The sequence below is a fragment of the Mesorhizobium kamtschaticum genome (genome assembly GCF_056174585.1).
This window is the reverse complement of sequence record NZ_CM149691.1, coordinates 1,898,028-1,911,397: the sequence shown is the minus strand read 5'-3', so window position 1 is coordinate 1,911,397 and position 13,370 is coordinate 1,898,028. Positions and strand designations below refer to the sequence as shown.

General features: G+C 64.6%; 9 protein-coding genes and 4 pseudogenes. 3 read left to right on the top strand and 10 right to left on the bottom strand.

The window, feature by feature from the left end; translation table 11 throughout:
• Positions 1–73: 73 nt before the first annotated feature.
• From AC0V7N_RS09370 to AC0V7N_RS09330, 9 genes and pseudogenes are all read right to left on the bottom strand, one after another.
• Positions 74–961, bottom strand: a complete 888-nt coding sequence (locus tag AC0V7N_RS09370) for an MBL fold metallo-hydrolase (RefSeq protein ID WP_475456683.1) — start codon at positions 959–961, stop codon at positions 74–76.
• A 79-nt stretch (positions 962–1,040) separates the two neighbouring features.
• Positions 1,041–1,544 (bottom strand): exopolysaccharide production repressor protein, encoded by a 504-nt coding sequence (locus AC0V7N_RS09365; RefSeq protein ID WP_475456681.1) that lies wholly within the window; start codon positions 1,542–1,544, stop codon positions 1,041–1,043.
• Between the two features lie 249 nt (positions 1,545–1,793).
• Positions 1,794–2,147 carry a cupin domain-containing protein gene (locus AC0V7N_RS09360; RefSeq protein ID WP_475456679.1) on the bottom strand — a complete coding sequence of 118 codons (354 nt, stop codon included), beginning with the start codon at positions 2,145–2,147 and terminating at the stop codon, positions 1,794–1,796.
• A 143-nt stretch (positions 2,148–2,290) separates the two neighbouring features.
• A complete protein-coding gene (locus AC0V7N_RS09355; protein ID WP_475456677.1) occupies positions 2,291–3,184 on the bottom strand; it encodes a sugar phosphate isomerase/epimerase family protein in 894 nt (297 codons plus the stop codon).
• Positions 3,185–3,255: 71 nt separating this feature from the next.
• Positions 3,256–4,194, bottom strand: a complete 939-nt coding sequence (locus AC0V7N_RS09350; RefSeq protein ID WP_475456675.1) for an ABC transporter substrate-binding protein — start codon at positions 4,192–4,194, stop codon at positions 3,256–3,258.
• Positions 4,195–4,274: 80 nt separating this feature from the next.
• Positions 4,275–5,274: pseudogene (locus AC0V7N_RS09345) on the bottom strand (ABC transporter permease subunit).
• A pseudogene (locus AC0V7N_RS09340) lies at positions 5,271–6,813 on the bottom strand (sugar ABC transporter ATP-binding protein). The pseudogenes AC0V7N_RS09345 and AC0V7N_RS09340 overlap by 4 nt, the downstream one beginning before the upstream one ends.
• Positions 6,810–8,188, bottom strand: a pseudogene (locus tag AC0V7N_RS09335) (FGGY-family carbohydrate kinase). Before AC0V7N_RS09335 ends, AC0V7N_RS09340 begins: the two co-directional pseudogenes overlap by 4 nt.
• Entirely contained in the window at positions 8,185–8,967 is a 783-nt protein-coding gene (locus tag AC0V7N_RS09330; protein WP_475456673.1) for a DeoR/GlpR family DNA-binding transcription regulator, read from the bottom strand. The pseudogene AC0V7N_RS09335 and the gene AC0V7N_RS09330 overlap by 4 nt, the downstream one beginning before the upstream one ends.
• 182 nt (positions 8,968–9,149) lie before the next feature.
• On the opposite strand from AC0V7N_RS09330, the gene AC0V7N_RS09325 reads away from it, so the two are divergent.
• From AC0V7N_RS09325 to AC0V7N_RS09315, 3 genes are read left to right on the top strand one after another with little or no spacing between them, the layout of a single operon-like run.
• Entirely contained in the window at positions 9,150–10,193 is a 1,044-nt protein-coding gene (locus AC0V7N_RS09325; RefSeq protein WP_475456671.1) for a class II aldolase/adducin family protein, read from the top strand.
• 15 nt (positions 10,194–10,208) lie between these two features.
• A complete protein-coding gene (locus tag AC0V7N_RS09320) occupies positions 10,209–11,483 on the top strand; it encodes an FGGY-family carbohydrate kinase (RefSeq protein ID WP_475456669.1) in 1,275 nt (424 codons plus the stop codon).
• The gene (locus tag AC0V7N_RS09315; RefSeq protein WP_475456667.1) at positions 11,480–12,331 is read left to right on the top strand and encodes a TIGR01459 family HAD-type hydrolase; all 852 of its coding nucleotides are present in this window, start codon (positions 11,480–11,482) and stop codon (positions 12,329–12,331) included. Before AC0V7N_RS09320 ends, AC0V7N_RS09315 begins: the two co-directional genes overlap by 4 nt.
• On the opposite strand, the pseudogene AC0V7N_RS09310 reads toward AC0V7N_RS09315, so the two are convergent.
• A pseudogene (locus tag AC0V7N_RS09310) lies at positions 12,318–13,342 on the bottom strand (sugar-binding transcriptional regulator). The gene AC0V7N_RS09315 and the pseudogene AC0V7N_RS09310 sit on opposite strands and share 14 nt — an antisense overlap.
• Positions 13,343–13,370: the final 28 nt, after the last annotated feature.

Here is a 13,370-nt window from a genome sequence, read left to right as displayed (position 1 = left end):
GAGACGCGCCTTGGCCTGTCAGGCGATTGGCTCGCTGAGGCCCGGAGGCCTCGCGCGCAAAGGATAGAAACGCTTACTGAGGCTTGTCGCTCGGCGCCCACTTGAAGTGATCGCCATCCTTCTGAATATAACCGACACCGGGGAACGGGAAGTGCGGCGCAAAGATCAACTCCTGGTCCTTGGCCAGCGCAGCCAGCGTCCTGGCCCTGTTCTGCTCCGCTTCCGGCTTATCTCCGTCGAAGGCCACGGCCCAGTCCGGCTTGGCGAGTGACAGGATCGAGCTGTGCACGGTATCGCCGATATCGAACAGCCGGGCCTTCCCGGATTTGATCTGGTAGCCGACATGGCCCGGAGTGTGGCCCTTGAGTGATACCGAGGTGATGCCGGGCGCCACCTGGGTGCCGGCCTTGAACGGTTTCACATGGTCGGCGATGACCTTGACGATGTCGGCCACGTCCTTGTTGGACTTGGCGAAATTCCACTCTACGTCCGACATGCGTATCGTGGTATTAGGGAAGGCCAATTTGCCGTCCTTGACCAGCCCGCCGATATGGTCGGGGTGAGAATGGGTGATCAGGACCTCATTGACTTCGCCGGCTTTGATCCCCGCTTTTGCCAGACTGTCCTGCAGCGCGCCGCCGACACCGGTGTCGATCAGGATGACGCTGTTCTTCGATTTCACCAGCAAGGCGTCGACGCTCAGCGTGATGGCATCGATGGGTGCCCCCGCCGCCTTGAGCACATCGCCGACTTCAGCAGGGCTATGGTCGATGCCGAAGGTCTTGCCATCGTTGGGTTTGACGAACTGGGCGTCGTGCAAGGCGATAATGTCGAGCTTGCCGAGCTTGAACGACTTGGCATCCGGCTGCTGTGCCGGCATCTGCGCCATTGCCAGCCCTTCATGGAGGACCATCAAGACCGTCATGGCCAACAGCTTGGTCGTGGAGTTGAACCTTCTCATACAAACTATCCTCTAGCTGCGGAAGCGCGACCGTATCGGAACACCGCTGGTGCGGCAGACAATTCCGGAGCCGTGCCGATCACAAATTCGCTAGGGGATATAGGTCCTGAGCCTGTTCCGACAACGGCAGCCCATTGCCGATATCCGCTTCCTGGGAGGACTCGATCGGCTGGCATAGCGCGTACGCCTTCTCCAGCGCCGCTTCAGCATCCTTGTGCATTTGCTTTTTCATGATCGCCTCGGCCTTGCCGATGACGCAGTCGAAGTAAGCATCATCATCATCCGCACGGGTCATGTCTGTCGTGGCGATGGTGGCAAGTATGGCTACGGCAATGAGCGTAAGCAGACGCACCGGCAGCCGGACCTCGGACTGACTTGCCTCATGGTTTGCCGTCGTCCCCTCAGAAGTTGCGGGCTGATGGACCAACCTGACAACCAGCACAAAATAGCTGATCTGCGACAGGACCGCGCTGGCGGCGGCCCATGCAAGGGCGGCCCCTGGCGAACCCGTTTTGAAGTAGGCTGAGATCGCGACGGATGCCGACGTCGTCGTCATTCCAATGAGGAACTGTGGAAAATACATCTTTGCCAACCACCGAAAGGTCCCGACTGCCGCGGTAAGGCGACGGGGCCGTGGATCAAGGCGGCTTCCTGGCCGCGTTGTCACAGGAGCAAATGCCATGCCAGACTTCCTGACCCATTACGGTGCATTGGTCATCCGAAGGCCGATTTCCAGGCAAAAGCGACCGGAGCCAATGCGGCAAAGAAAAACCCGCCATGGCAAACCATGGCGGGTTTCTTGTTGTTTCGATTGCGATCGAGGATGGTAGGCTCAGCCAACCCTGACCACAAAATGCTTGGTCACCGGCTCGATGATCTTCCAGGTTCCCTTGAAATCGGCTTCCACCACGAAGGCGTCGCCTGGGCCGACTTCGACAGGCGTGCCGCCGTCGGGGGTGATGATGATGCGGCCGGCGATCATGTGCACGAACTCATAGTCGGTGTAGGTCGCGTGATAGGTGCCGGGCGACGCGCGCCACGTGCCCGAGATGACCTTGCCGTCCGCGGTGGTGTGCTGGACGGCGGTTTGCATGGTCGGGTGGCCCTCGACCACGATCCAGCCAGGCAGGTCGCCGGCTTCCGCGTGGTCGATCGCGCCGAATTTGAGGATCGTCTTGTTCGTCATGCCGGGGCTCCGTTTGCTTCATTCATCGGAGACGTCGGATAGCCTATGCGCATGACGGGAGCAATGCGGACCCCATGAGAACGGGCTGCGTTTGCGCATCCAGGCAAGCACAGCTTGGGAGGTCTCGCTGCCCGGGGGCCGCCCTACGGCTTGTGCTGGGCCGAGACCAATTCCGCCTTGCGCCGCGCCGTCTCCAGTCCAAGGCCGATGAAGGCGCGGGCGTGCTTGGCGAGCGCCATATTGTCGGTCCACAGATTGCGCCAGATGGCGGTCTTTTTCGACAGGTTTTCGTCGACGATCTCCGACGAGAAGGATTCGAAGCTGAGATCGTCGGCATAGCCGATGGCGGTCAGCGCATCGAATATTGCCGCGAAGTCGATATTGCCGGTGCCGAGGAAGCCGCGATGGCTTTCGCCTATATGGACATAGCCGATCTTGCCCGCGGCGTGGCGGATGGCCAGCCCGACATCGGCTTCCTCGATGTTCATGTGGAACGTGTCGAGATGCAGGAAGATGTTGTCCGAACCGGTGTCCTCGATGAAGGCGAGGCCTTGCGCGGCGGTGTTGAGCAGATTGCTTTCGAAGCGGTTGACGATCTCGAGATTGAGCGTGACGCCGGCCGCCTTCGCCGTCTCTGCGACCTTGGCCAGCGCTGAGGCACTGCGGTTCCACTGATCGCGTGTCGGCGCCTCGACCTGCAGGCCGTGGCTGGTCGACAAAATGCCGGCGACCTTGCGGCCGCCAAGGTCGCGCGTCAGCGCGATGGTCTGGTTGAGGATCTCGACGCCCCGCGCGGCGACCGCCTTGTCGGCGCTCGATATGTCGCCGTCAGCAGGCAATCCGATGCTGATCGCCACGCCGAGATCGAGATCGGCAATGCGTTTGGCGAGCCCGCCAATGTCGACATTAGCCGGGTCGAGATAGGAGAATTCGGTCAGGTCGAAACCGGCCTCCCTGGTGTTGGCCAGCGTGCGCTCGAGCGCGCTCTGTGCCGAGCTCGCCGACCAGACGAAAGAATGGATTCCGATACGCGACATGATCGTCTCCGATTATAGGCGATAAGGAGGAGCGCGGCCGGGTCACCCCGGCCGCGCTTGTGTCGAACGGATCAGCGGGCCGCGGTCCAGCCCTTGTAGTCCTTCAGGTTCTCGGCGGTGATCAGCTTGGGATCAAGCAGCACGATCGGCTCGGCAGGCTTCTTGCCGGCAAGCAGATCGGCCGCCATCGTCAGCGACTGGCCGGCCATCACATAGGGGTCCTGCGAGGCCGAGGCCTTGATCATCGATTTGCCGGAAGAGAGCTCCTTTTCGATATCCGGCGCGCCGTCGACCGCGGTGAAGATGAACTCCGAGCGGTTGAGCTGCTTGGCGGCAAGCTGCGCGCCGATCGCCGTCGGGTCGTTGATGGCGAACACCGCGTCGATCTTGTCGAAACGGGTGAGCAGCGACTGGAACACTTTCAGGCCGCCATCGCGCGAGCCTTCGGCGTTCTGGTCGTCGGACAGGATCTTGATGTCGGGATGCTGCGCAAGCACGTTCTTGCAGCCCTTCACCCGTTCCAGGATCGACGACGAGGCCGGGCCGTTGAGGATGACGTAATCGCCCTTGCCGCCGGTGTGGTCGACCAAATACTGGCAGGCCTCCTCGCCGGCCTTGACGTTGTTGGTCATCACGGTGACGTCGGCGCCCGGCGCCGAAACGTCGAAAGCGGCAACGATGATGCCGGCAGCCTGCGCCTTCTTCACCGCCGGCGCGATCGCCTTGGCATCGACAGCGTTGAGCATGATCACGTCGACGCCCGCGGCGATGAAGGAATCGACCTGCGAAACCTGCTTGTTGAGGTCGTAGTCGGCCGATACCGACGTCACCTCGACGTTCGGATTGATCTTCTTGGCCGCGTCCTCGATGCCCTTGATGGTGGCGACGAAGAAGGGGTTGCCGAGCAGGCCGACCGAGATGCCGACCTTGTTGAGGTCCTTGGCCGATGCCGGCGCGATGGCGACGGCCGCGAGTGCGGCGCCGCAGAGCAGTTTGGCGATGATCTTCATTACGCTTACTTCCTCCAGATGCCCCGCGCCTCTCGCGGTGCGTTACACAAGCCGGTCGTTGATGCCGGCGACCAGGTCATTCACGTTCTTGCTCCGGCCTGGAGCCGGTAGCGGTCGAGGGCGACCGCCACGATGATGAACCAATCCCTTGATGATGTACTGCCAGATGTCCGAGACACCGGCCAAGATGAGCCCGTTGGACAGAACCGCGATGATCAGGCCGCCGATCAGCGTGCCCCAGATCGAACCGACGCCACCGACGAAGCTGGTGCCGCCGAGGATGACGGCGGCGATGGCGTCGAGCTCGTAGGACTGGCCGAGTTGCAGGCCGTTGGCGGCGTAGAGCCTTGCCGCCGACATGGCGCCGCCGAGGCCGGCGAGCAGGCCGGACACGCCATAAACGAAGAGCAGCACCAGCGGCACCTTGATGCCGGTCAGCCGCGCCGCCTCGGCATTGCCGCCAACGGCATAAATCCAGGTGCCGAGCACGGTGCGCTTGAGCACCAGCCAGGACAGCACCACCACCGCGAGCGCGATGACGACCAACCAGGGAATGCCGAACAGCGAGCCATTGCCGATGAAGTCGAATGGCAGGTCCGAATTGAACACGGTCGTGTCCTGCCCGAGCAGGCGGGCAATGCCGCGCACAGCTGTCAACGAACCCAGCGTGACGATGAAGGGCGGTAGCCTGACATAGGCGATGAGCAGCCCGTTGATGAGCCCGAAGCCGAGACCAACCAGAATGGCCGCCGGCACGCCGAGCAGGCCCCAGTCCGGTACCAGCGACACCATCACCGCCACCATCGCCGAAGCGGCCAGAATGGAGCCGACGGACAGGTCGATGCCGCCGGTCAGGATGACGAAGGTCATGCCGGCGGCGAGCACGATGTTGATCGACGACTGTTGCGTGACGATCAACAGATTGGTCTCGGTCAGAAAGCGCGGGTTCATGAACTGGAAGCCTGCCGCCAACAGGATAAGGACAGGCAACATGCCAAGCGCGGCAAAGGCGGTTCGCAACCGTCGCCTCGTACCGGTGGTCTGGTCGCCAGCGCTGATCCCGGTCGACTTTTCGGTCATGCCTTGGCCGCTCCCGTTGCGAGTTCCATGATTTTCTCTTGGCTGAGCGTCGTGCCTTCGGATGCCGTCACCTCGCCCGCGATAGTGCCGTCGCGCATCACCAGCACGCGGTCGGCAACGCCGATCACCTCGGGCAATTCGCTGGAGATCATCAGGATGGCGATGCCCCTGTTGGCGAGGTTGTCGATCAGCCGGTAGATCTCCGACTTGGCGCCGACGTCGACGCCGCGCGTCGGCTCGTCGAGGATGACGACCTTCGGCTCGGTCTCCAGCAGCCGGGCGAGCAGCACCTTCTGCTGGTTGCCGCCCGACAACGAGCCGGCATTGGCCTGCGCCGAGCGGGTGCGGATCGACAGATCCGCGATTGCTTTTGCCGCACGCCTGTCAGCAGCGGTGAAATCGCGAAATCCGCCGGCCCGTGCGTCCCTGGCCAGCACGCCCATGCTGATGTTGTCGGAAATCGACATGTCGAGGAACAGGCCGAGTTCCTTGCGGTCCTCGGTGAGGTAGGCGATGCCGGCATCGAGCGCCTCGCGCGGCGAGCCGATCGAGATCGGTTTGCCGTCGAGTTCCAGCGTGCCGGCGCTGCGCCTGTCGGCGCCGAAGATCAGTCTGGCGAGTTCGGTGCGGCCGGAGCCGACGAGACCCGCCAGCGCCAGCACCTCGCCCTTGTGGAGGTCGAACGAACAGTTCTTCAGCAGGCGCCCGTTGGACATGCCGCGCACCGAGAGCGCGACCGCGCGTCCCGTCCGGCGTTCGATGATCCTTCTTGTAGAAAGCAGAGAGATCGCGGCCGACCATCATCGACACCAGCCGCGAGGCGTTGAGGTCGGCGCGCTCCAGCGTGCCGACATAGCCGCTGTCGCGCAGTACGCTGACGCGGTCGGCGAGCTGGTAGACCTCTTCCATGCGATGGCTGATGTAGATGATGGCGATGCCTTGCGCCTTCAGCGTCGCGATCACCTCGAACAGGCTGTCGGTCTCGCGCGAAGTCAACGACGTCGTCGGCTCGTCCATGACGATGATGCGCGCATTGGTCGACAGGGCACGCGCGATCTCGACCAGCTGGCGCTCGCCGAGCGACAGGCCGGAGACCAGCGCGCGCGCCGAAAAGGAGACGCCAAGCCGCGCGATGATTTCGTTCGCGCGCCGGCTGCACTGGTCGCGGTCGACGAAGCCAAGGCGCCGCGGCTCGTTGCCGAGGAAGATGTTCTGCGCCACCGTCAGATTCGGCGCCAGCGACAGCTCCTGATAGATCACCGCGATGCCGGCAGCGCGCGCCTTGATCGGATCGCCGGTCGCGGCGGGGGCGCCATCGATCAGGATTTCGCCGCCGGCATCGGGCCGATAGGCGCCCGACAGCACCTTCATCAGCGTCGACTTGCCGGCGCCGTTTTCGCCCATCAGCGCGTGCAGCTCGCCGGCATGGACGGTGAGCGAAACATCCTGCAAGGCGCGGATCGCACCAAAGGTCTTGGAGATGTGGCGCATCTCCAGCACCGGCTGGCGGATCGCTTGCGTCTGCGCGGTCGCGCTCATCGTGCACCACCCGCCATTTTGCCGGCGATGCCGTGCCTGGCAACGAGATCGTGCCAGGCATCGCGGTAGCCGGCGAGGCCGGTGAAGCGCGTCGCACGCACCGGCTGCGGCGCCTCGGCGGCGAAGTCACGTCCGACGCTTTCGAAAGCGAGCGCTGCTGCGCCGGTGGCGCTGCCTTCCAGCGTGGCGCCTTCCAGGAAGGCCTGGTCAGGACGCAACTGCGCCAACAGCCCGGCGAGCAGGCTGCCAGTGTTCAGCCCCCATCGACGATCACTGTGTTTTCCGAATGGATCAGGTCGAGGCAAAGATCGACCATCAGCGCCACGTAAAGCAGTGCCACCGCGGCCCGTTCTCCGGCATCGGGCATGCGCCCGACCAGCCGGCCGGGACGATCCGGGGTCGGCCCGCCCGGCGCGAAGCTCGGCAGCGCCATGATACCGGCGTCGATTGCCTGCTGTACCGAGCTATGCGGGATCGCGCCTTGCCAGCCGCCGCTGATCACAGCGAATTCGCGGCCACCCATGAAGCGGATGGTTGGCACCGGGCCACCGTCGACATCGACATTGACCAGCATGTCGCGGTCACGGTCGAGCACCTCCAGCGGGCAGTCGGGATTGAGCACGATGACCCAGGTGCCGGTCGACACCACGGTCAGCGGGCCAAGCTCTTGCCGGCGATAGGCATGCAGCGCCGCATTGGAGTCATGCACGCCATTGTGGATGGCGATCGGCCGCTTGTTTTGGCCGAAATGCTGTTCGCCGGTCACAGTGCCGGCACGCGCGAAGGCTGGCATCTGGCCACGCCACCCCTCCGCATCGACCAGCGAAGAAAAGTCTCGGGCGCGCGGCGCCCACAAATGCGAATGGCAGCCGAGATAGGACACTTCGCAGACTGGTTGGCCACCGAGGCGCCAGCTCCAGTACTGGGAGTAGCCGAGGATCCATTTCGCCGCAGCGAACGCGTCTGGATCGACCTCCTGCAGCCACAGCATGTGACGGCCATAGTTGAAGCCGAGCGGCAAGCGGGGCGAGAACGTCTCGGCGAAATCCGGAATCCGGCGATCGATCCGGGCAGCGATTTCGGCCGGCGGCTCCTGCTCGTAGTCGAGGATCGGGTGCGTCAGCGCGTCATCGTCGACCAGGGCAAAGGTGCAGCCATGGCCCGACACCATCAGCCCTTCCACGCCATGATTTTTGACCGCGTCCGTGACGACACCGAGCGCCCAATCATGAAGGGCGGCTTCGTCGAGCACGCTGAATCCGTCCTGGCGTGCCCATTTCGGCTGGGTCCGGCGCTCGTCGAGGATGCGTCCGTCCTGGCCGAAGACGAACAGCTTCGAATTTGTCTTGCCGAAGTCGAGCACCGCCACTTTCACGGGACGGCCCCCGAGGTGGAAGCGATCCGCACCATGACACCGGCGTCCTCCAGCATGCGCGCATCGGTGTCGGAGAGGCCGTCATCGGTCACCAGCGTGCCGATGCGCGACAGCGACAGCGCGACATTGCGCGCGTGGATCGACAGCTTGCGGCTGTCGGCCAGCACCACGATCTGGTCGGCGCAGAGGCTGAGGTCGACGATGGAGCGCACCAGCAGCGGATGCGATTCCAGCAGCCCTTCCTGATTGAGGCCTTGTGCGCCGAGAAAGAACTTCGAGGCGTAGAAGGGCGTCGCCTGGGTCAGCGAATGGATGATCCCGGGCTCGCGATGCAGATCGCCGCCGGCAACGGTCAGGCTGCAATGGCCATGGTCGCTGAGATAGGCCGCGAGCGGCATCGAATTGGTGTAGAGGCGGATGTTGCGGTCGGCGAGCTTGACGCCGAGATGGAAGCAGGTCGAGCCGCCATGGACGATGACCGCATCGCCGTCGCGCACCATGGTCGCCGCGACAGCGGCGATCTGCCGCTTGGCCTCGACCGCGAGGTCGCGATTTTCGTCATAGGGCCGGGCATAGGCAACGCCCGCCTGCGAAGCGCCATCGAGCGCCGAGATGCCGCCATAGACCTTCCGCGCTTCACCAGCCTCGTCGATCCTGTCGATATCGCGCCGCACCGTCGCCGCCGAAACGCCAAGCCGCTCCTGCAGCTCGCGAACCGAGGCGAACGGGCGGTCCCGAAGCAATTCGACGATCAGACGCTGGCGGCCGAGGTCGCTCAACTTTTTCCTCCCAATGCCATTTTTCCATGGCAATTGGCGCAACTTACTCAACATTAGTCAGATTACAAGTCGGTTTTGATGATAGTAGATCACTATTGACGTAGATCACTCACATCTGCGATATCAGCGCCAACAGCGGCCCGGGCGACGGGATTTCACGCAAGCGTTGAGGGAAAGGCGCCATGGCAACCCAAGCTGATGCGCAGGAACTGGCAGCCTTGCGGGCGCTTTCGGCCAGCATCGGGCTCAACCCGCATATGACCCAGGCGGCGGGTGGCAACACTTCGCTCAAGGCCGGCGACACGCTGTGGATCAAGGCCTCCGGCACCTGGCTGAAGGATGCGCTCAGCGACGACATCATGGTGCCGGTTGCGATGGCGCCGCTGCTCAAGGCGATCGACGATCGCGATCCGGCCGCCGACACGCCGCAGGCCTTTGCCATCGATGAACTCAATCCGCGCGGCCTGCGCCCGTCGATCGAGACCACTGTGCATGCCTTGATGCCGCAACGCGTGGTGCTGCATGTGCACTGCGTCGACACGATTTCGCTTGCCGTGCAGGCCGATGGCGAGGCCGAGGTCGCCAGGCGGCTCGGCGGCATCGAATGGGCTTACGTACCCTACTTCCGGCCAGGCCTGCCGCTTGCCCGTGGCATTGCCGAAAAGCTGCGCCCCGGTGTCGACGTGCTGATCCTTGGCAATCACGGGCTGGTCGTCGCCGCCGAAACCGTCGCCGAGGCGGATCGTCTGCTCCGCCGCGTCCGCTCGCTGCTGGCGCGCCCGGCGCGCGCGACCGCCGCACCCGATATCGCGGCTCTGACGGCGCTTGCCGCCGACAACATCTACCGATTGCCGGCGGATGCCGAAGCGCATGCGGTCGCGCTCGATGCCGAAAGCCGCCGCATGGCCGAGGCCGGCAGCCTCTATCCGGACCATGTCATCTTCCTCGGCCAGGGCTCGGTCGTGGCGAGGCCAGGCGAGGATGCGGCCGGTGTCATCGCGCGGCTCGGCACGGCACCCATGGCTATCCTGTTTCCCGGCAACGGCGTGCTGATGCGCGGCGACGCCAGCGCCGGCGCCGATGCCATGCAGCGCTGCCTCGCCGACGTGACGGCGCGCGTCGATGTCGCGGCACGATTGAACTATCTCACCGCCGCCGAGAACGACGAACTGGTCAATTGGGACGCCGAGCAATATCGCCAGAAGCTCAATGCCACAGGCGGCTAGCAAAGGACTGAAGACATGATGCCTCTTGTCATCGGCATCGACATTGGCACGTCGGGCGCGCGCGCCGTCGCCATGTGTCCGGATTTTTCGATTGCCGGCCAGTCCGCTGTCCGCCTCGACAAATTCGGCCAAAATCCCCGCGACCCCTCGGCATGGTGGCAAGCGGTCCAGGCAGCTCTGACAGAACTGCTTTCGAGCATCGACCGCACCGCGGTCCGCGCCATCGCCATCGACGGCACGTCAGGCACGTTGCTGCCGGTCGACGCATCCGGGCGACCGCTGGCCGAACCGCTGATGTACAACGACAAGGTGGACGACGCTGAGATCCTGGCCGCCATCGCCCGCGAGGCGCCGGAGGCGAGCGCCGCGCATGGCGCCACTTCCGGCCTTGCCAAGGCATTGCGGTTCCAGCATTTGCCTGGCATCGCGGCGGTGCTGCACCAGGCCGACTGGATCGCCGCAAACTTTTCTGGCCGCTTCGACGTCAGCGACGAGAACAATGCGCTGAAGACAGGCTATGACGTCGAGGCCCGCTGCTGGCCGGGCTGGATCGCGGCCACCGGAATGCACATGGACTTGCTGCCTGATGTCGTCGAGCCCGGCGATGTCACCGGCACGCTCACCGCGGCCGCCGCGCAGCTGTTCGGCCTGCCGCGCCATGTGGCCGTGGTCGCCGGCACCACGGATGGCTGCTCCTCGTTCCTGGCGACGGGCGCCACGGCCGCCGGCGACGGCGTGACGGCGCTGGGATCCTCGCTCACCATCAAGATCCTGTCCGACCGGCCTATCTCGGCGCCGCGCTTCGGCATCTACAGCCATCGCCTCGGCGACAGCTGGCTGGCCGGCGGCGCGTCAAATTCCGGCGGCAAGGTGCTGGCGCAGCATTTTTCGCTCGCGCAGATCATCGAGTTGAGTACCGAAATCGACCCGACAACCGAGACCGGCCTCGACTACTATCCGCTCAGCATGCCAGGCGAGCGGTTCCCCATCGCCGATCCGGCCCTGTCGCCGCGCCTTACCCCTAGGCCGGCAGACGATGCCGACTATCTCAAAGCGATGTTCGAAGGCATGGCCGCGATCGAGGCGCTCGGCTACCGCAGGCTGGCCGAACTTGGCGCGCCGGCGCTGACTTCGGTCCGGAGCGTCGGCGGCGGCGCGGCAAATGCGGCCTGGACGGCGATCCGGCGGCGCAAGCTCGGTATCGATTTCCTGCCGGCACTTTCCGACGAAGCGGCCGCCGGCACGGGGCGGCTGGCGCTGAAGGGTGCCAGCAAGGCGGGACTCCTATGAGCGCGAAACCCATCGAACGCCTCGACGGCATCGGACCGCTGGCTGAGCGCTACCAAATCTTCCTGCTCGACCAGTTCGGCGTGCTGCATGACGGCCAGGCTCCTTATCCCGGCGCGGTGGAGGCATTGTCGGCGCTGAAGCGCGCCGGCAAGACGGTGGTGCTGATTTCCAATTCAGGCAAGCGCGCCAGACCCAACGAGGATCGCCTGCTGAAGCTCGGTTTTGCCGCCGGAAGCTGGGACCATTTTGTCTCCTCCGGCGAGGTGGCATGGCGACGCTTCCATGAGATGGCTGCGACCGGAGCCTTGCGGCCCGGCACGAAATGCCTGCTGATCAGCCGCGACGGCGACCGCACGGCGATCGAAGGCTTGCCCTTCGCGCTGACCGAGGCCGGTGAAGATGCCGAACTGGTGCTGATCTCGGCCAGCGAGGGCGATCGCTACGACCTCGACCACTACCGCCAGCTGCTCGCGCCGGCGGCGGCGCGGCAGGTACCGTGCTTCTGCACCAATCCCGACAGGATCATGCTGACGGCGGTTGGACCCCGCTTCGGCGCCGGCGAGATCGCCGATCTCTACGAAAGCCTGGGCGGCAGCGTCACCCGCATCGGGAAACCCTATCCGGCGATTTTCGCCGCTGCCCTGGCGCTGGCCGGCGAGCCGGACCGCCACAGCGTGGTCTGCGTCGGCGACAGCGTCGAGCACGATATATCAGGCGGCAATGGCGCCGGCATCGCCACGGCGCTGGTGCTCGGCGGAATCTTGGCGGACACACCGGATCTTGCCGTCATTTTCGACGAGCAGCAGGCCTGGCCCGATTACATCACGGAATCCTTCAGCTTGCGCTGACCGCCTCGAGCATGCGCTTGGCGCTTTCCTCGTCGGTGATGAGGATCGTCGGCGCGATCAGGTTCATGGCGCCGAGCAGCGCCTCGGTCTTCTCTGCACCGCCGGAGGTGAGGATGCGGATCGGCGCCGCGCGCAGACGGTCGACCTCCACCGACATCACGTGGCTGTTGACGGGATGGTCGACCAGATCGCCGTTGCGGTCGAAGAAATGGAACAGAAGGTCGCCGACGGCGCCGCGCGCAAGCAGGGCCTCCCGGTCCGCTTCCCTGAGAAAGCCGCCGCGAGAGAAGGTTGTGGCCGAGGCGATGCCGCCGACGCTCAGCAGAACGGCATCGAGCACGTTGGCCATTTCAAAAACCTCCTGCAGGCCGCAGCGCTCGACCAGCGCGATCTTGGTCTCGACGCTATCGACGACGGCCGGCGTCGGGATCAGATAGCCGTCGCCCTGGAATATCTGGGCGAAGCGCCAGGCGAACTCGGCCGGGTTGTAGCGCCGCACGACGCCGACACCGCCAAGCAGCGAAATGACCTTGAAGTCGGTGAGCGATTTGGCGCTGATGAAGGGCAGGCTCGAAAACAGCGTCTGGCCCCAGCCGACGCCGACGCGCATACCGGATTTCATCGTATCGGACAGAAAACTGCCGGTCTTGGCGCTGATTGCCGGTATCGGATCGGCATTGGGTGCAGAAGAGGCGCCACCAGCGCCTGTTGCAGGCCGAACGTCCGCTCCAGCGCGCGCTCCAGCCGCACGATCTCCGACAATTCGCTCTCGATGGTGATCTTCACCTCGTTGCGCGCCCGCGCCTCCGCCAGCATGCGCACGATGGTGACGCGGCCGACGCCAAGCACGTCGGCGATCTCGTTCTGCGTCATCTGCTCGACGAAATACATCCAGGCGGCGCGAATCCTGAGGCGGTCCGTCCGGCTTTCACTAGCGACCTGCTCGGTCGCTTCGACCCCTGCCCGTCCATCGTCGGCCCGTCCCTCTCCGGTTTGTCGTCGCCTGGCCAAATCATCCCTCCCCCGCGGCGACGGACAA

Bases quoted from the DNA above. Each gene is read 5' to 3' on its own strand.
- AC0V7N_RS09370 (WP_475456683.1), bottom strand. From the start codon at position 961: ATGAGAAGGTTCAACTCCACGACCAAGCTGTTGGCCATGACGGTCTTG.
- AC0V7N_RS09365 (WP_475456681.1), bottom strand. From the start codon at position 1,544: ATGTATTTTCCACAGTTCCTCATTGGAATGACGACGACGTCGGCATCC.
- AC0V7N_RS09360 (WP_475456679.1), bottom strand. From the start codon at position 2,147: ATGACGAACAAGACGATCCTCAAATTCGGCGCGATCGACCACGCGGAA.
- AC0V7N_RS09355 (WP_475456677.1), bottom strand. From the start codon at position 3,184: ATGTCGCGTATCGGAATCCATTCTTTCGTCTGGTCGGCGAGCTCGGCA.
- AC0V7N_RS09350 (WP_475456675.1), bottom strand. From the start codon at position 4,194: ATGAAGATCATCGCCAAACTGCTCTGCGGCGCCGCACTCGCGGCCGTC.
- AC0V7N_RS09325 (WP_475456671.1), top strand. From the start codon at position 9,150: ATGGCAACCCAAGCTGATGCGCAGGAACTGGCAGCCTTGCGGGCGCTT.
- AC0V7N_RS09320 (WP_475456669.1), top strand. From the start codon at position 10,209: ATGATGCCTCTTGTCATCGGCATCGACATTGGCACGTCGGGCGCGCGC.
- AC0V7N_RS09315 (WP_475456667.1), top strand. From the start codon at position 11,480: ATGAGCGCGAAACCCATCGAACGCCTCGACGGCATCGGACCGCTGGCT.